The sequence below is a fragment of the Niabella sp. ZPM-14 genome (genome assembly GCF_055693045.2).
In genome coordinates, this window is sequence record NZ_CM181148.1 from 4,158,681 (window position 1) to 4,176,859 (window position 18,179).

Sequence of the window (18,179 nt, forward strand, 5' to 3'; positions counted from 1 at the left end):
TTTGGGCTACGTATCCGAAGTATCGCATATTCATTATCTTTAGCCCCGAAAAAATAGAGAATGTTACAAATTACCAAGCCCATTGCGTTCATAGACCTGGAAACTACGGGGGTGAACCTGGGAACAGACAGGATTGTTGAAATTGCAGTTGTAAAGTTGTTACCTGATGGCTCTAGAACCGTGAAGAGAAAGATCATCAATCCTGAAATGCCTATTCCGAAAACATCGAGCGATGTGCATGGCATCACCGACGATATGGTGAAAGATGCACCGACTTTTGCACAGGCTGCACAGGAGTTGAAGCAGGTGCTGGACGATTGCGATCTGGCCGGCTACAATTCTAACCGCTTTGATATACCGATGCTGGTAGAAGAGTTCCTGCGTGCCGGTGTGGAGCTGGATATGAAAGGCCGTCGCCTCCTGGATGTACAGAACATCTTTCACAAAATGGAACAGCGCACGCTTTCTGCTGCGTATAAGTTTTATTGCGGGAAAGTGCTTGAGTCAGCTCACTCTGCTGAAGCAGATGCAACAGCTACGCTCGAGGTCCTGATGGGGCAGCTGGAGCGCTATCCCGAACTGGGCAATACCATCGACTCGATCAATAAGTTTTTGGGCGAAGAAGTGATCGTCGATTTCGCACGCCGCTTTATTATGTGCGATGGCGTAGAAGTTTTCAATTTTGGAAAATACAAAGGCCAGTCAGTGGCCGATATACTTACAAAAGAGCCTCAATACTACGATTGGATGATGCGTGGAGACTTCCCGCAGCAAACCAAACAAAAACTTACCGAGATATTTACCCGGACCAAGTTAAAAGGTTTAAAGCTCTGAGGCCGGCCCGTATAGCGGGCATCATTAGATAACGAAAAATCCATAGGTTCCAGGTTTGGATAAATTAGTCATTATACCCACTTACAACGAGAAGGACAATGTTGAAAATATCCTCGAAGCGGTTTTAAGGCTTGAGGGGGATTTTCATGTGCTGATTGTTGATGACGGCTCTCCCGATGGCACGGCCGATATCGTTCGTGGTTTACAAAATACGTATGCGGGCCGCCTTTTTCTCGAAGAAAGGAGAGGCAAGCTGGGCCTGGGCACGGCCTATATTCACGGGTTTAAATGGGCCATTGCGAGGGGATACGGTTATATATTCGAGATGGATGCCGATTTCTCCCACAATCCCAAAGACCTGATCCGGTTGTACAACGCCTGTAAGAACGAAGGTGCTGATGTATCCATCGGCAGCCGATATGTGAAAGGTGGTGGCGTGATTAACTGGCCGGCCGATCGCATTGCGCTTTCGAAGGGAGGATCGCTGTATACCCGCATCATTACCTGGATGCCGGTCAAAGATCCTACTGCGGGATTTATGTGCTACACATCGCGCGTGTTGGAAAATATCGATTTTGATAGCATCACGTTTGTCGGCTATGCCTTCCAGATAGAAATGAAATTTGCAGCGTGGAAGCTTGGATTTAAGATCAAAGAAGTGCCCATCATTTTCCAGGACAGAACAAAAGGCCAGTCAAAAATGAATAAGGGTATAGTGAAAGAAGGCATACTCGGTGTGTTAAATCTGCGCTGGCAAAGTCTTTTCAAGAACTACCGCAAGAAAGTAAGAACGAAAGTGGTGAGCGGGCAATGAGCAATGGGCGATAGACAATAGATGATAGACAATAGACAATAGACCATCGGCCATGGACCATCTACAAGATCGTTCGTCATAATTTTCAAAGGCACCTTCATCTGCGATGTATAGCAAAACCGAAGCATCCAATATTAAAAAGGAATTCTGGACGACGTTCGGGCTTTATATGAAGCCGGTAAAGAACGCGGAGGGCCACACTATTAACTGGGTCAATTATAAAACGGGTGTCCGCCATATCTATTTCCGGATGGATGCCACCAAACGTGATGCTGCCATCGCTATTGAGCTTAAACACCCTTCCCCCCAAGATCGGTCAGCTGTTTTTGAACAGCTGGAAACACTGAAAAGTTATTTGCATCAGGTTCTGGAAGAACCCTGGACCTGGCAGCCTGTTTTTTATGATGAGGATGGCAGCGCCGGTTCGCGCATCTTTACACAAATCGAAGATGTCAATGTTTTCAGGAAGGAAAGCTGGCCAACGATCATCTCCTTCCTCAAAGAGCGAATCGTCAGGCTGGATCTTTTCTGGCAGGAGGTCAAGCTCCAATTCGAGTGATAAAAGCAATGTTCCATTCGGGCAGGCTCGCCCGCGCCGGTAAAGACGGTGCGTATTTAGATTTCATTCTTTTGCTGTGGTATAAGCGGCTTGAAGTGCATCCCATCTAAAGGTGTTCTTTGAGGTCTCTGCGATAAAAACATCTGCGCCCCTCTCAATCTGTCATCTTACCTCGCATTTACCTATCTTTAAGCTAACGAATGGTCACGGCTTGCTGCATATACGCTTCGTGACTTCATCTAATGCCACAATCAATGCGTGTACGAATGAAAATCAACATTCTTCTTTTTATGTTCTTGATGGGAAATATGGTTAATGCACAAGAAGCCGTAAAGTTGTACGACGTAGTGCCTAACAGCAAGCCTGCAGGCAATAACGAAAAAAGTGAAACCGGGGCCGATGGTATCACCCGCATCAGCGAAGTGACCGAGCCGGAAATGTTCGTATACCGTCCCGAGCATCCCAATGGAACCGCAGTGCTGATTTGTCCGGGTGGCGGCTATCGCATATTAGCCATCAGTCATGAGGGGCACGATGTAGCAAAAGTGCTTGCGGACTGGGGCATTACTGCTTTTGTATTAAAGTATCGCCTGCCCGATGATAAAACCATGCTCGACAAATCGATTGGACCGTTGCAGGACGCCGAAAGAGCGATGCAGCTGATCCGCGGGCAGGCAAAACAATGGAAGATCAACCCTAAAAGGGTAGGAGTGATGGGCTTTTCCGCAGGCGGACACCTGGCGGCTTCCTTGTCTACCCAATATCAAACTTCACTGATCGAAAACTCAAAGAAGATTTCTTTTCGCCCCGATTTCTCTGTATTGGTTTACCCGGTCATTAGTTTCACCGATAGTCTCACGCACCGCGGTAGCAGGGATAATCTGATCGGCAAAAATCCTTCGTCCGGGAAAATCAAACGATACTCCAACGAACTGTTAGTGGATAAAAGGACACCACCGGCTTTTCTGGTACATGCAAAGGATGATGGCGCCGTACCTGTGGCTAACACGATGGTGTATTACAAAGCTTTACAAGATCATAAAATTCCCGCCCGCATCCGGCTTTTTGAAAAAGGCGGACATGGCTTCGGAATGCATAACAAACAGGAAGCAGGACAGTGGATGGATGATCTTAAACAATGGCTTTCGGAGCAGAAATTTTTGTAAGCGTTGAATCGATGTATTCATGAAACCTCGATGTCTTTTTGGTATACATAATGCGTTCTTCTGCAAACTATCTTCCGGGCGGATACTCGACAAACAAAAGCAGCGAAGCTGCAAAACAAAAAATATACGAATGAAAATAGCTTTTCACGGAGCAGCTCAAACAGTGACTGGCTCCAAACATGTGATCACTTTGAAAAACGGAAAAAAAGTATTGCTCGACTGCGGCATGTTTCAGGGCATGGGCGACGAAACAGAATCGTTGAACCGAGACTTTGGATTCGTAAGCAGCGAGATCGATGCAATGGTATTGTCTCACGCACATATTGACCATTCGGGCCTGATCCCCAGGCTCGCCGCAGAAGGGTTCAGCGGGCAGATCTACTGTACACCTGCAACCAAAGACCTCGCAGCGATATTGCTCATGGACAGCGCTGAAATACAGGAAAACGATGCCCGCTTTATGGAAAAGAAGCGTCCGGCAGGCCTTCCGGAATTAATGAAGCCTTTATACACGATCGAAGATGCCAAACAGAGCATGTCTTTATTTGCCCCGAAAGAATACGGCACCTGGTTCACAGTGACAGAAGGAGTCGAATGTATGTTCACCGACGCGGGGCATATCATCGGAAGCGCCTGCGTGCATCTCAGGATCAATGAAGACGGGAAGGAGCGCCGGCTGACATTCAGCGGTGACCTGGGCAGATACCGCGATATCATTCTTCGTTCGCCGGAAGTGTTTCCACAGGCAGATTACATCGTTATGGAATCGACTTACGGTAACTCGCTTCACGATAATATCACCGGGACTGTGGAGCAGCTTCAGGACTGGATACAGCGGGTGTGTGTAGAACGAAAAGGCAAGCTGATCATGCCCGCTTTCAGTGTAGGAAGAACCCAGGAAATTCTGTATTTCCTGAATCAGCTGGATCTCGAAAACCGGCTTCCCAAAATCCCGGTGTATGTGGATAGTCCGTTGAGCATTGAAGCCACCGACATGGTCAAGCGATATCCTCAATACTTCAATAAGCGCATCCAGCATGTAATGAAAAACGATGATGACCCGTTTATGTTTACCGGCTTGACCTATATTAAAGATGTGAGAGATTCAAAAGCGCTCAACTTTCGCAATGGTCCGATGGTGATCATTTCAGCGTCCGGTATGGCGGATGCGGGTCGTGTTAAACACCATATCAGCAACAACATCGAGAACTCCCGTAACGCGATTGTGATGACCGGTTATTGTGAGCCCAATTCCCTGGGTGCACGACTGTTGCGCGGTGTGAAAGAAGTGGGCATCTTTGGCACAGAACACCAGGTAAATGCGGAGATCGGGCAGATCAGGAGCATGAGTGCCCATGGTGATTATGAAGACATGAGCCAGTGGCTGGCTTGTCAGGATCCCAGGGGAGTCAGAAAGCTGTTCCTGGTGCACGGAGAGCCGGATGTGCAATCAGATTTCAAAAACCGATTGCACAAAAAGGGATTCCCTGATGTGGTGATCCCCGAAAGACATTATGAAATTGGTTTGGATTAAATACATCGATGGATACGGTCGTTAACCACCGATGAAATATTGAATTAGCATCAACCTGCCCGATTGATACAATACAAAATGTCATTCGTGTATTGGTCGCTCTGCGGGGGCGTCTGATCTCTGGTCTGAAGCTTTTTTTATGGCGCAGCTACGCGATGCTTACCGACTGGAATAGGTCTGCCGGCCTTCTGTCTCAGTTCCCGCTGCGCGAAAAAAAATCTTCATTCGGGATAATCGTAGATTCAAAAATAATTGATATATTTATGATATCATTTTAATATCAGTTATATGGAAAAGATCAAAAAACCCATGTCAGGCTATGCTGCCATAGTGCTGGCGCTTTTACTGGCTGCTGCAGCGTTGTATTGTTTTTCTAACGCCCATCTCGGATCCTTATATGTGGTTCCCGGTGTGGTAAGCGTCATTGTCTTAGGATTTCTTCTGAAAGGACTGCTGATCATTCAACCCAATCATTCGAGAGTGCTGACCTTCTTTGGTAAGTATGTTGGTTCGGTGAAAGAAAACGGTTTGTTCTTTATCAATCCGCTTTATGCCAGTTATAAAATAAGCCTTCGCTCTCAAAATGCGCAGGGCCAAACGTTGAAGGTCAACGATAAGATGGGGAACCCCATCGAAATTGGCGCCGTCACCGTCTGGAAGGTAAAAGACACTTATAAAGCCGCTTTTGAAGTGGCGAATTATGCAGATTATGTGAGAACGCAAAGTGAGGCCGCCATCAGGCATCTGGCGGTGAGTTTTCCTTATGATAACCTCGAAGATGAAAATGCAGATATCACCTTAAGGGATGGTGCTGAAAAAGTGAATCAGTTGTTGGAGCAGGAGCTTTCGGAAAGACTGGCACCTGCGGGTATCCTGGTTCAGGAGGCACGCATCAGCCATCTGGCCTACGCATCAGAGATAGCCGGCGCGATGTTGCAGCGTCAGCAAGCCACCGCCATCGTGGCGGCGCGTACCAAAATTGTAGAAGGTGCGGTCGGGATGGTGGATCTCGCTTTAAAAAAACTCTCCCAGGAAAACATTGTGGAGCTTGATGACGAGCGGAAGGCCGCGATGGTCAGCAATCTCATGGTAGTATTATGCGGCGAAAAAGCGGCCACGCCCGTGTTGAACGCCGGCACACTTTATTAATAGAAAAGGAGGCGCTTTGAGTGATAAGAAAAATTTTATCCTGAGAATCGACAGCGACACATTCAAGTTGCTCGAGAAGTGGGCCGCCGATGATTTCAGAAGTGTGAACGGGCAAATTGAATATTTGCTTCATGAAGCACTGATCAAAAGCGGTAGAAAAAAGGTGAGCAAAGATCCGCCTGGTTCACATCCTAAAAAAAAGTAGGTATCTTTCCTTAAATTAGATGAACGAACCGGAATGTTAAGTTCACTGTCAGTAATGATACCATCACCTTTGAGAAGGCATAAACAATAAATATTTACAAATGAGACTGCTGCCATTCTTTTTCTCCGTCCTGGTCACCCTGCTGCTGCTCTTCTTATTAGGCCGGCCCATGGGCGATAAAGTGCCGATGCCTTTGGGCAGTTTTTTGAGTCCCCAGACAGGATTCTGGCAAAATGCGGAAGACACTGCATTTGACTACAACATTGATCTGGTGCAGGAAGGCCTGAAAGGCAACGCGCGTGTTTATTTTGACGAAAGACTGGTCCCGCATGTGTTTGCTGAAAACGATGAGGATCTGTATTATATCCAGGGATACCTGCATGCCCGCTTCCGATTGTTTCAGATGGACCTGCAAACACGGGCTGCCGAGGGACGTGTCAGTGAGATCGCCGGCCCCGATGCCATTCGTTATGACCGGGAGCAGCGGCGGTTGGGAATGAAGTTTGCTGCAGAGAACACTTTGAAGGAAGTAGAAAAGGACCGGGAGGCCCTGGCGCGTTACACAGCCTATACTAATGGGGTAAATGCGTATATACAGAGCCTTACCGAAAGCTCTTTACCACTGGAGTACAAGATCCTTAATTTCCGGCCAGAGCAGTGGTCCAATCTCAGAACGATGTTGCTGTTAAAGATGATGGCCAAAATGTTATCATCGGGCACAGAGCGCGACCTGGAAAATACCAACCTGAGAACGATATTGTCTTCTCAGCAATTCAATCTTTTATATCCCCAGGTGCCGGATTCCCTGGTGCCCATCGTACCCAAAGGCACTTTATTTCCTGAGCCTACGCATCAATATCAATATCCCGCTGATGTGGACTCAGTCTATTTCAAACATTCCAGGGCTGTTGCTGCATCGGCACAATATCCCGAAGACAAGGATAACGGGAGTAATAACTGGGTCGTAGCGGGTAGTAAAACCGCCAGCGGTGCGCCCATTCTTTGCAACGATCCGCACCTGGAATTGTCACTTCCTTCCATTTGGTACGAAATGCAGTTAAGCACGCCTTCCTCAAGCGCTTATGGTGTGACCCTTCCGGGAAGTCCCTATGTGATCATCGGCTTCAATGATCATATAGCCTGGGGTGTTACTAATGCTCAAAGAGATGTAAAGGATTATTACACGATACGTTTTCGCGATCCATCCAGGAAAGAGTACTGGTTTGACAGCACCTGGAAGCTGGCACAGCAGAGAATTGAACAGATCAAAGTCAAGGGAACCAAGGATGTCTTCGACACCGTCTCTTACACCCTGTTTGGTCCGGTGATATACGACAATGCTTATGCCGATACGGTAGCAGATGAGGCAGCATTGGCAGTTAAATGGGCCGCTCATTTTACCGGCGATGATGGCAATACATTTTATAGATTAAACCGCGCCGCTAACTACACCGATTATGTAGCGGCTATCCAAACCTTTGAGTGCCCGGGACAGAATTTTGTGTTTGCTTCAAAAACAGGTGATATCGCTATCTGGCAGCAGGGCAGGTTCCCGGACCGCTGGCAGGGGCAGGGACAATACATTATGCCAGGGCAGGATAGCAGCTACCTGTGGCAGGGATACATTCCCCAGGGCGAAAACCCGCACAGCCTCAACCCGGCAAGAGGCTTCCTTGAAAGCGCGAACCAGCGCCCGGCAGATGGTACTTATCCCTACTTTATCCCGGGTTCTTATATCACGCCGCGGGGCATTGCGATCGAACATTTTTTATCGCAGATGAATGGAATCGGTGTTCAGCAAATGATGCAGCTGCAGAATAATTATCATAATATATTGGCCAGCCAGATCGTGCCGGTATTAATGGTTCATACGGACGAAGCGGCTTTAACGGCGCCGGCAAAGAAATATTTTGACAAGATCCGTCAATGGAACTTCGACGCAGGTCCGGCCTCCGTCGGTCAGACCATCTACCAGTTTTGGCTCGATAGCCTGCAGCGGAATATCTGGGTGGACGAGCTCAGCAAGGCTGCGTCAAATGTACCGGCGCCCGAAGAGCAAACTTTGATGGAGCTGCTGAAAATCGACTCGACCGTGCTTGGTTTTGTAGATGATAAAAACACACCACAGGTAGAAACGTTGACTTACCAGGTAACGCGGTCGTTAAACAAAGCTGCTGTGGCATTGGCTGAAGCAGAAAAAGACGGAAAGCTGGAATGGGCAAAATTTAAAGAGCCTGCGATTTATCACTTACTGAAAACGCTGCGATCTTTTGCGCATGAGAATTTACCGGTCGGCGGGGCAGGAACCGTGATCAATGCGATCAAAAAAAGCCACGGGCCCAGTTGGCGGATGATCGTGCAACTGTCTGCCAATACGGAAGCCTATGGCGTCTATCCCGGTGGGCAAAACGGAAACCCGGGCAGCAGGTTCTATGACAATGCGGTTGATACGTGGGTTGGTGGAAAGTATTACCAGTTATGGATGATGAAGGCCGATCAGGCAAAAGACCCGCGTGTAAAATGGACCATGAACTTTCTGACCAGTAAAAAAATATAAGCCATAACCGCCGTGCAATGCCTGTTTCGGTGGTAAGTGCGTCATAAAAAATTGATCCATGAAATTCTTTATATCTATCCTGGCAATCGGAATTCTGTCATTCATTATTGGCCAGTATGCACCCTGGTGGAGCCTTGCCATTGTCGCATTCGTGATCTCGCTGTTGCTGCCTCAACGGCCGTTAAGCGCCTTCTTTTCGGGCTTTTTCAGCATCTTTTTGCTATGGCTGATTCTGGCGCTTTTGATCAACGCTTCCAACGGAGGTATACTCGCTAACCGCATCGGACTGATGTTGGGAACCGGGCAGAACCCCGCCTTGCTGGCCTGCATAGGCGCTTTAGCCGGAGGGATCGTGGCCGGATTTGCGGCCTTAAGCGCTGCTTATCTGCGTGCGAAGCCCAGATAAAATACGGATCGTCATAAGTGGCCTTATCAATTCATTCTTTAAATCCGTCCCGGGCAGTCTAATCCCGGTAAATTGCATGTACTTTCGGCCGGTGCCGGATCTTCTTCTGTGTTGTTTCGGTATCTATATCAACGCGTCTAACCCCGTTCTTACCGTAACGGGTGGGCGTGCCCAAATGATACAGGCGGGGCGTCCCCGGCCTACTGCATATTTCAACTTTACAATGTTATGTATTCCTTCATTTTCGCAAGTCGCTAAAAATAAATACCTTTGCAGTCTGAAATTTGGTGCAGCCTGCAACTGCCCAATTATTAATTAATTCCCGCTTCGGCGAGGTCAAATTTCAATCGAATGGCATTACACAACAGAGTATCCCGCAAGGAGCTGAAAGAGCGCATTTTAAAAGATCCCACACCGCGCACGACCATTTCTTTTTATCAATATTTCCGCATCGCCGATCCGGCGTCTTTTCGTAACAGTTTATACAAAACATTTTCAGAGATAGGCGTGTTAGGCCGCATTTATGTGGCCGAAGAGGGCATTAACGCACAGATCAGTGTTCCCGCATCTAACCTTGAGCTCTTCAGAAGCACTTTGTACGGCGCAGACCCCGCGCTGAATCAGCTCCGGCTGAATATTGCCGTTGATGATGACGGAAAATCCTTTTATGTTCTGGATATCAAGGTGCGTCCCAAAATCGTAGCAGACGGTATCGATGATCCGGCTTTTGATATGGCCAACCGTGGGAAGTATGCGGACGCCGACACTTTCAACCGGCTGGCGGGTGATCCTGATACGATCATCATCGATATGCGCAATCATTACGAATTTGAGGTGGGACATTTCGAAAATGCTATTGAAATTCCCAGCGATACTTTCAGAGAACAGCTGCCCATGGCGGTGGAAATGATGGAGCCGCATAAGGATAAGAATATCATTATGTATTGCACCGGCGGTATCCGCTGTGAAAAAGCATCTGCCTACATGCTGCATAAAGGATTTAAGAATGTGTTCCACCTGGAAGGCGGTATCATCAATTATGTCAATAACGTGAAGGAGCGGGGCCTGGAAAACAAGTTTCACGGAAAGAACTTCGTGTTTGATCAAAGGCTCGGCGAGCGGGTCACAGAGGAGATTATTGCTAAATGCCATCAATGTGGAAAGCCGGCAGACACACACGTGAACTGTGTGAATGATGCGTGCCATTTATTGTTTATTCAATGTGAAGAATGTGCGGCGGCCTACCAGGGTTGTTGCAGTGAAAGTTGCAAAGATTTTATCAATCTGCCTGAAGATCAGCAGAAACAGTTGCGCAGCGGGATAGATATGGGAAGAAATGTGTTCAATAAGGCCAAGTCAAGGCTGAGTAATTTATCTAAAAATGTTGACTAAAAATAAAAAATAACTTTTTTTTGACAGTTTTGCAGCCTTTGGAATGAATTTTGCGTCTCTCATACTAATTAAGAACGCCCAAACCTTAGTATTATGAACCGAATATCCAGAATGCTACTCCTATTGGTACTTGTCACCACGCCTGTTGCGCTTTTTGTGCTTGATAACCAACATGTAATGAAAGACAATACCGAGCTCATCACGCCTTCAAAAGCCGAAACCACCGAAAATGTTGCTTACTCTAACTATCAAATAGAAGAATAACGCCCCGGAATTTTATTCGTTTTCTCCTCTTAAATGAGCGATTTCCTGCTGCAGTTTACTAATAAGTTGTTGTATTTCAGCAATTTTATCTGCTGAGCCAGGTTTTAGTGCCGTTTCACCCTCCGTCGTTTCCCGTGGTTCGTCGTCATCTTCGTCCTCGTCCAGTTCTTCCTGGATCTCTTCCACATCCTCCTGGATTTCTTCCACGTCCTCCTGGATCTCTTCTACGTCTTCCTGGATTTCGTCCACGTCCTCCTGGATCTCTTCAATGTCTTCCTGGATCTCTTCTACATCTTCCTGAATTTCTTCAATGTCCTCGCTGTTCTTATTGACCGACATTTGTATAAATATCGCCAGATAGATCGCCTCAAGTGATACCATGGTCGTCAGTACCAGGAGCATTTTGTCAAAAGTGACTATATGAAGGGCGGGAAGCGCAAAAGCGATAATAAATAACAGGGTATGAACTACAAGTGAAGCGGTGGAACCAATCCATCGGGTCGCAACGTTGGCAATCCGCTCAAGCCGTTCCTTGTTCCGTTCTGTTACAGAACTATTCTCTTTCTGACGCATTAGTTTTTTTTATAAGGCAGCAAAAGTAGACAATAGTACTGTACCGTAAAACTATTTATAAAAACTTATTGTTCCCAGAGTTTAACACCGCCATCAATGCCATCAATATTCGTGACCAAAATGATGTTATCATCCAAAGGAAAATCAAGCTTACGGGACAACCCGCCGCCAATATACAGGCGATCATAGTTGAAAACGGTCTTCATAATAGAGAGCACGCGCTGCATTCTCTTGTTCCACTTTTTCTTACCGATTTCGTTGTAGGCTGCTTCGCCGATATAAGCATCGTAGTCCTGGCCTTTATGTACCGGGTGATGGGCCACTTCCAGGTGTGGCAACACTTTGCCGTCCAGGTACAGCGCTGTTCCAAAGCCCGTGCCCAGTGTCGTCATCATTTCAAAACCTTTGCCGCTCACACAGCCTAATCCGAGCATATCCGCATCGTTGATAACACGGGCGGGTTTTCCTAATGTCACCATCAGTTCCTCCGCCATATTCACACCGGCCCAATGTTCCGTTCCCAGGTTCGGGGCTGTATGCACGATGCCATCGCGCACATAGCCGGGGAATCCTGCGGATATGCGGTCATACTTAAGGCCTTTGACCAATTCCTGGATCGCCGCCAATACGTTGGCAGGATTGGCCGTTTCCGGAGTAGGCACTTTCGTGTAATCGGTAAGGATCTTGCCACTCTTGCTGAGTGTACATGCTTTGATCTTAGAACCGCCTATATCAATAGAAAGAGTGATTGTCGTCGCCATCTGGATTGCTATTTTAAAAGGGATAAAGTTATGGACATTGAAATGATTGAACCGCAGTTATTGTTCCCACAAGCCGAAAGTACCGCCGGTCCAGGTTTTGTCTTTATTGTACCGCACGCCGATCATCTTGCCTTTGCTGAGCCTTACCAGGTTGTTGACCGGTACCGGGCGCGCGGCGTTTTCAGGCCAGAAATAAAACACGCGAATTTCCGCTTTGGCCGGCTCGTCCGGCGTTTCAATCACCGGGGCATACTGAACCTTACGCTGCAGGATCCAGTTTTCAGGATCGTTGATCTGATCAATATCCTGGTTGGTAACATCTATCACCACGCCCTGGCCTGCAAAGGAAAACAGAGGTTTTAATACATATTGATCCAGATCTGCCGGTATTGCTTTCAGTTCGTTTAAAAACTGAGTTTCAGGGATATTTGGATGCTGTATCAGCGGTAATGTGAATTTGCTGATCCTGTAAAACCAGTTGGGGTGCGGCATCCATTCGACATCAATGTCTTCGAACAACACCGTTGCTTTCTCCTGCACCCAATCTTCCTGCTGAAGCAGCTCATCAAAAATGACCCGGTTATAAATGCGTTGGATGCGTATCTCTTTTTCATCATGCAGGTAATACAACTCGCGTCCTTTTTTTATGAGCTTCGTTACACAAACCGTCGGGATGCCCACGTACTGCTGTGTGTAATAAAAATCAATATTCGTCTTTTGTTTTTCGGGGAAGATCTCCAGCAATACCACGTGTTCAGGCTGATGATCTTTCAGCAAGAGTTCTTTCAGCAGGCGCAGGTAAGAAGTCCGGTCATAACCGCCCAGGTAGCTTGAAAACCCTTCTGGTTTTTCAAAATGCTTTGAGAACGTATCGTCCAGCAACACCTGGTAGGCAAAAAGAGTAGGGAAGGCCTGCATTTCAATCAACTGCGGCTCTAATCCGCCTTCTTGGTTGAAGCACACTCCAAAATCGAAGGTCAGACATCCCGGTCTTTCATCTTCATGTTTCACTTCCAGCTGGGGTGGAATGGCTTTTTGAGTCCGTTCCTTAAAATCGGGTTTCAGGATGACATCGATGATGCTTTCGCAGGCGCTGATCATCTGCTGGTGAAAATATTTTGGTATAAATACAGGGGTTTCCGCCGTCCGGAATTGAACAGGACCATGCCCGGCGTTCAGATCGTTTAAAAACGCATCATATTTTTCCTGGCGAAATTTCTCATTAAACTGTTGTCTTAATTCTTTAATCATGTAGAAAAAATATATAGACAAGATAGGAAATATGTTGGAAAATGGTGACGTTGAAATGGCCTGATGATCCTGGCGCGAAATCGGCGGCGCCCTCTTACCGAACAAATTTCAACAATCATCCCGGAATTGTTCATCAACGTTGCACAAAACCCTACCTTGCAGCTTATGCGTCACTTACGAGCTTTAGGAAAGTATTTCTGGAAATACAGGGTCAGACTGGGAGCTGGTGTTTTGTTTGTTATTCTATCGAACTATTTCAACGTCCTCTCTCCGCAGCTGATGCGTTTCATCATCAATTATGTGGACAGGGCCCTGGCGCTGACGAAAACGGGTCCGGCCAATGAGACCCGCGGATACGATATCCTGGTCAGGAAAGTGATCGGTCTTATCGGCGAGCAGCAAAGCGTGGCGCGGGTGGTGATCATTGCCAGTATCATTATCCTGATCCTGGCCTTATTAAGGAGCTTTTTCATGTTTCTGATGCGGCAAACAATCATCGTGATGAGCCGTCATATAGAATATGATCAGAAGAATGAAGTGTATACGAAATACCAGTACCTCGACAGCCTGTTTTTCAAACGTCATAATATCGGGGATCTGATGAACCGCATTGCTGAGGATGTCAGCCGCGTGAGGATCTTCACGGGGCCTGCGATCATGTATATCGTGAACCTGCTTTCTGTCATTGCTTTCAGCGTGTTCTTCATGCTGCAGAGCAGTAAGGAACTGACTTTTTATGTATTGATCCCACTGCCCATACTTGCTATCATTATTTATTTTGTTAACAGCACGATTCATAAGAAAAGCGAGCGGATCCAGGAAGCCTTGTCAGACCTGACGACTAATGCCCAGGAGTCTTACTCCGGCATCCGGGTGATCAAGTCCTTCGTGCAGGAAAGCGCCATGCTGAGATTTTTTAAAGATAATACAGAGCGCTACCGCCGCAACGCTGTAAGCCTGGCCAAGACCGAAGCGATATACTTTCCTTCGATCAACCTGCTGATTGGTATAAGCACGCTGCTGACCATTATGATCGGGGGATTGTATTATATCAACAATGAGCACAACATCAGCCTGGGCACGATTGTAGAATTTATTGTGTATGTCAATATGCTCACGTTTCCAGTGAGCGCCATCGGCTTAACCGCCAGTATGGTGCAGCGGGCCGCCGCTTCGCAAAAGCGTCTTAACGAATTCCTGGATATCGAGCCGGTCATCAAAGACAGCCCTGCCGCCAGGCCCGTTACACTCGCGGGCGCCGTCAAATTTGATGATGTCACTTTCACATACCCGGATACGGGCATTACAGCGCTGCAGCATTTTCAGCTGGATATCAGAAAGGGAGAGAAGATCGCCATTACCGGTCGCACGGGCAGCGGGAAATCTACGGTCGCGCAGTTGCTGCTGCGTATGTACAATGTAGAGCAGGGGAAGATTATCCTGGATCAGACCCCGATCGAAGAAGTGGAGCTGGCATCTTTGCGAAGCCAGATCAGTTATGTGCCGCAGGATGTCTTTTTATTCAGCGATACCGTGGAGAATAATATACGTTTTGGTATTCCCAACGCCAAAAGAGAAGATGTGGTAGAAGCCGCGCGGATTGCGGGCGTAGATAAGGAAATAGATGGTTTCTCCAATGGATATGATACCATGATCGGCGAACGTGGTGTGACATTGAGCGGGGGACAAAAGCAGCGCATCTCCATTGCCCGGGCACTGATCAAAGATCCGTCGCTGATCATTTTTGACGATTGTCTCAGCGCCGTTGATGCAAAGACAGAAACCGAGATCATGGGCCGGCTGAATGAATACCTTTCAGACCGCACCGCGATCATTATCACCCACAGGGTATTTTCATTGCTGAGCTTTGACCGCATCATCGTGCTGGACAACGGAAGTATTGTGGAGCAAGGCACGCATGCGCAGTTGATGGAGATCGAAGGTGGTTTTTATTCGAAGTTATACCGGCAGCAGCAGGGGCATCGCCTGACGGATGAGGAAGTTGGTTTTGAATGATAATAATCTGTAGAAGGTCTCGGTATTATTGATTTTATTTGCCGGGCATAACCCGGTCCGAACGTTGTTTCTGGTGTATTATTTGACTTAATTAAAATAAATTTATTGGATGGTATTCACATTTTCAATCACGCTCATTATAACTGCTATTACTGTAGTCGTTTCTTTGTTGGGATTTAACAGTCAAAAGGTGATCGATGATCTCATCTTTTACGGACCGGCTATTTCGAAGCGGAATCAATATTACCGCTTCATTACCTGCGGCTTTATACATGCCGATTTTATGCACCTGGCGTTTAACATGTTTGCTTTTTACAGCTTCGGCGTAGTGTTGGAAAAGGGACTGTTTGCGACCCCCGAGACGTTCGGGGGAGAGGCGCCCTTCTATTTTATCATGTTGTATGTGGGCGGACTGATCGTTTCAAGCGTTCCTGATTATTTCAAACATAAGGATAACTATCATTTCAGGAGCCTGGGTGCTTCAGGAGCGGTTGCAGCGGTGATCTTTTCCTGTATCGTATTGTATCCCACCATTCCCATCAGCTTTTTCTTTTTACCGGGTATTCCCGGTTGGATATTTGGCCTGATCTATCTCGGTATCTCTGCCTACCTCGACAAGCAGGGCGGCGGAAACATCAACCACGGCGCGCATTTGTGGGGCGCCATTTTCGGGATCGTCTATACCTTTCTTTTCGTGTCTCTCAAAGGAGATCTGAACGTTTTGCAAAACTTCATCAGCAGCATACGGGGGTAAAATTATATAGCAGGCCCTTCTGGAACTTAGGCCGATTTTTAGTATATTAGAGGATTAAACGATTTAATAACTAAAAATGACTTGCTATGTCTGAACATCATTTCCCGCGCGGCTTTGACTCCTGGCAGAAAACTCATTTCGAAGTGGTCGAAGCGCTGTGCTATTTAAGAGATCTACAGGAAGGACAACAATCCAAAAGCTTTTCGCAAATGCTTGACAGGAGCGCTACGCCGCATATGTACAACCTGGCTATTGAGCTGACAGATAAGTTTGAAAGTAAGGACTTCGACCGCAAAGGCAGCTCTTTGTTTGACCTGATAGAAGAGTTTGTGTATAAAGAAACGCATCAGAACACTAATTGATCCATTAGTGTCTTTCCATCAAAAAAAGCAGCGTGTATGATCGATACACGCTGCTTTTTTCATCTTTAAATTGTAATCGATTTTTACAGTTTATAAGACCGTGCGACTTTGGCAAATCGTCAATAACGTTACAGGGGCTTTATTTTTATTTTATTTGCCCCAAATCAATCAATTCGTCATCATTGCTGCGTCCGGGCTGCCAGTATGCGGTGCCTGTAATTTCGGCGGGAAGCTTATAAACAAGATTAGTTGTCTTTGAAGTTAAAGGGTTAAGCTGGTCAAGCATCGTTCCCCATCCATCAAGCATTACCGTTTCCGACTTGTCAAATTCATATTTTTGTCCATTGTAGTCAATCCAAACAGAGCCATCGATAATCATCCTGCTTTCTTTATCGGTGTTTTTAAAAGTGGCGTTGATGATAAGGTATTTATTCCCGGCTTCTGCTTTCAGGTCGGCAAATTCGTTGCCGGTACTTACCTTTTCTTTCACAGAAACCTCATTTGCGGTAATCTGAAAATATTCCGTTTGCAATACCTGTCCTACGGGTACTAAATTTTTTGCCGGTGGTGTGTCAGAATCCGCTCCGGATATACTTGTTACGGAGGGGTCATCCTCTGTTCCAGGCATTACAATGCCAATGATAATTAACGCGACAATAGAAATTAATAAAATTTTCAGCCACCTGGGAATTCCTTTCTTTTTCGGCTGAATCGGGTTGGTTGCAGTTGTCATGTTTTGATGTTTTAAGTTATAAAATAATGATGTTACGACATGGGTTTGCGTACATGCAATATTAAATAAATTTTCCAAGTAATCGAGGGTGCACAACACATTCCTTTGCAAGTATTTGTGCCGTGTAGCCGTCCTCCGGTTAACCGGTTGTCTGACACCTCACTTGTCGTTCAGGTCGTGCCTTATAGCTATGGTTCAATCCGCGGCTGCTATAGCTATACTTTAGTTAGCGTTGCCCCTTTAGGGACTCATTGATTGCCAATTGTGGAAATAGGAGAGTGGGGGTTATAGTGAGCAAACTGTAAAAGTATCGACCGCGTTTTACAGGTTGTGGAGACAATGTAAACACGGGTGTTGAACAGACATCAAGTATAATAGCAAGGCGGTAATTAATCTGGTCGGTGTAAAAGGTCTCTAATAATTTAAAATCAATACAATTTATTGAAGCTAACAAATTGTATTGATTTTTTGGTGGAGGCGACCGGGATCGAACCGGTGTCCAAACATATTCTCCAAAAGCTTTCTACATGCTTATTTCCTTATTAATTGTCGGCCCTGAACCGGAAAAGAACAAACCCATTCAAAGCTTAGCTGTATAGTCTTTTGCTACGCTCACAGCCTTGCGTAGCAGCATTCTGCATTTTGTTGTTGAGTCGGCGGCGGAGCATGGCAGCAGAACAACCTGCTCAACGCGGCCCTAATGACTATCTAATCACTGATTAGGCAGCCATGGCATACTGTGTATTGCCATTTAAAGTTTGAGTATTCAGATTAACGGGCTAATTACACAACGCCCGACATGCTTACACTTTCAAAGACCTACGCTGTCAAAACCAAACGCCCCCGAAG

The 18,179-nt window shown here is 46.6% G+C and carries 18 protein-coding genes and 1 other RNA gene; 14 read left to right on the plus strand and 5 right to left on the minus strand.

From position 1 onward, the window contains the following. Positions 1 to 60: 60 nt before the first annotated feature. The 11 genes from ACU37H_RS17695 to ACU37H_RS17745 all read left to right on the plus strand — a co-directional run bounded on the left by ACU37H_RS17695 (position 61) and on the right by ACU37H_RS17745 (position 10,880). The gene (locus tag ACU37H_RS17695) at positions 61 to 834 is read left to right on the plus strand and encodes an exonuclease domain-containing protein (protein WP_472704595.1); all 774 of its coding nucleotides are present in this window, start codon (positions 61 to 63) and stop codon (positions 832 to 834) included. Positions 835 to 889: 55 nt separating this feature from the next. Next, the gene (locus ACU37H_RS17700; protein WP_472704593.1) at positions 890 to 1,648 is read left to right on the plus strand and encodes a polyprenol monophosphomannose synthase; all 759 of its coding nucleotides are present in this window, start codon (positions 890 to 892) and stop codon (positions 1,646 to 1,648) included. Between the two features lie 106 nt (positions 1,649 to 1,754). Beyond that, the gene (locus ACU37H_RS17705) at positions 1,755 to 2,207 is read left to right on the plus strand and encodes a DUF4268 domain-containing protein (RefSeq protein ID WP_472704591.1); all 453 of its coding nucleotides are present in this window, start codon (positions 1,755 to 1,757) and stop codon (positions 2,205 to 2,207) included. A 266-nt stretch (positions 2,208 to 2,473) separates the two neighbouring features. Beyond that, complete coding sequence (locus ACU37H_RS17710; RefSeq protein WP_472704589.1) at positions 2,474 to 3,373, plus strand: alpha/beta hydrolase; 900 nt, start codon at positions 2,474 to 2,476, stop codon at positions 3,371 to 3,373. A gap of 130 nt (positions 3,374 to 3,503) precedes the next feature. Continuing rightward, on the plus strand, positions 3,504 to 4,907 hold the full coding sequence (locus tag ACU37H_RS17715) for an MBL fold metallo-hydrolase RNA specificity domain-containing protein (RefSeq protein ID WP_472704587.1): 1,404 nt from the start codon (positions 3,504 to 3,506) through the stop codon (positions 4,905 to 4,907). Positions 4,908 to 5,195: 288 nt separating this feature from the next. Beyond that, entirely contained in the window at positions 5,196 to 6,056 is an 861-nt protein-coding gene (locus ACU37H_RS17720) for an SPFH domain-containing protein (RefSeq protein ID WP_472704585.1), read from the plus strand. 16 nt (positions 6,057 to 6,072) lie between these two features. Then, entirely contained in the window at positions 6,073 to 6,261 is a 189-nt protein-coding gene (locus ACU37H_RS17725; protein ID WP_472704583.1) for a type II toxin-antitoxin system antitoxin, read from the plus strand. 100 nt (positions 6,262 to 6,361) lie between these two features. Continuing rightward, positions 6,362 to 8,818, plus strand: a complete 2,457-nt coding sequence (locus ACU37H_RS17730; RefSeq protein WP_472704581.1) for a penicillin acylase family protein — start codon at positions 6,362 to 6,364, stop codon at positions 8,816 to 8,818. A gap of 58 nt (positions 8,819 to 8,876) precedes the next feature. Further along, the gene (locus ACU37H_RS17735; protein ID WP_472704579.1) at positions 8,877 to 9,224 is read left to right on the plus strand and encodes a hypothetical protein; all 348 of its coding nucleotides are present in this window, start codon (positions 8,877 to 8,879) and stop codon (positions 9,222 to 9,224) included. A gap of 351 nt (positions 9,225 to 9,575) precedes the next feature. Beyond that, positions 9,576 to 10,616 (plus strand): oxygen-dependent tRNA uridine(34) hydroxylase TrhO, encoded by a 1,041-nt coding sequence (trhO, locus tag ACU37H_RS17740; protein WP_472704578.1) that lies wholly within the window; start codon positions 9,576 to 9,578, stop codon positions 10,614 to 10,616. Positions 10,617 to 10,709: 93 nt separating this feature from the next. After that, on the plus strand, positions 10,710 to 10,880 hold the full coding sequence (locus tag ACU37H_RS17745; RefSeq protein WP_472704576.1) for a hypothetical protein: 171 nt from the start codon (positions 10,710 to 10,712) through the stop codon (positions 10,878 to 10,880). 12 nt (positions 10,881 to 10,892) lie between these two features. On the opposite strand, the gene ACU37H_RS17750 is transcribed toward ACU37H_RS17745, so the two are convergent. The 3 genes from ACU37H_RS17750 to ACU37H_RS17760 all read right to left on the minus strand — a co-directional run bounded on the left by ACU37H_RS17750 (position 10,893) and on the right by ACU37H_RS17760 (position 13,465). After that, positions 10,893 to 11,453 carry a DUF1003 domain-containing protein gene (locus ACU37H_RS17750; protein WP_472704574.1) on the minus strand — a complete coding sequence of 187 codons (561 nt, stop codon included), beginning with the start codon at positions 11,451 to 11,453 and terminating at the stop codon, positions 10,893 to 10,895. A 65-nt stretch (positions 11,454 to 11,518) separates the two neighbouring features. Next, the gene (locus ACU37H_RS17755; protein ID WP_472704572.1) at positions 11,519 to 12,214 is read right to left on the minus strand and encodes an ROK family protein; all 696 of its coding nucleotides are present in this window, start codon (positions 12,212 to 12,214) and stop codon (positions 11,519 to 11,521) included. 57 nt (positions 12,215 to 12,271) lie between these two features. Next, positions 12,272 to 13,465: a hypothetical protein gene (locus ACU37H_RS17760; protein WP_472704570.1), complete on the minus strand. Its 1,194-nt coding sequence runs from the start codon at positions 13,463 to 13,465 to the stop codon at positions 12,272 to 12,274. A gap of 165 nt (positions 13,466 to 13,630) precedes the next feature. On the opposite strand from ACU37H_RS17760, the gene ACU37H_RS17765 reads away from it, so the two are divergent. The 3 genes from ACU37H_RS17765 (at position 13,631) to ACU37H_RS17775 (ending at position 16,597) form a co-directional block, all read left to right on the plus strand. Next, on the plus strand, positions 13,631 to 15,481 hold the full coding sequence (locus ACU37H_RS17765; RefSeq protein WP_472704568.1) for an ABC transporter ATP-binding protein: 1,851 nt from the start codon (positions 13,631 to 13,633) through the stop codon (positions 15,479 to 15,481). 109 nt (positions 15,482 to 15,590) lie between these two features. Then, complete coding sequence (locus ACU37H_RS17770; protein WP_472704566.1) at positions 15,591 to 16,235, plus strand: rhomboid family intramembrane serine protease; 645 nt, start codon at positions 15,591 to 15,593, stop codon at positions 16,233 to 16,235. Between the two features lie 86 nt (positions 16,236 to 16,321). Further along, complete coding sequence (locus ACU37H_RS17775) at positions 16,322 to 16,597, plus strand: hypothetical protein (protein ID WP_472704564.1); 276 nt, start codon at positions 16,322 to 16,324, stop codon at positions 16,595 to 16,597. 145 nt (positions 16,598 to 16,742) lie between these two features. On the opposite strand, the gene ACU37H_RS17780 is transcribed toward ACU37H_RS17775, so the two are convergent. Both ACU37H_RS17780 and ssrA read right to left on the minus strand, forming a co-directional pair. After that, complete coding sequence (locus ACU37H_RS17780; RefSeq protein WP_472704562.1) at positions 16,743 to 17,408, minus strand: DUF4352 domain-containing protein; 666 nt, start codon at positions 17,406 to 17,408, stop codon at positions 16,743 to 16,745. 391 nt (positions 17,409 to 17,799) lie between these two features. Beyond that, positions 17,800 to 18,175: a transfer-messenger RNA gene (gene ssrA / locus ACU37H_RS17785) on the minus strand. Positions 18,176 to 18,179: the final 4 nt, after the last annotated feature.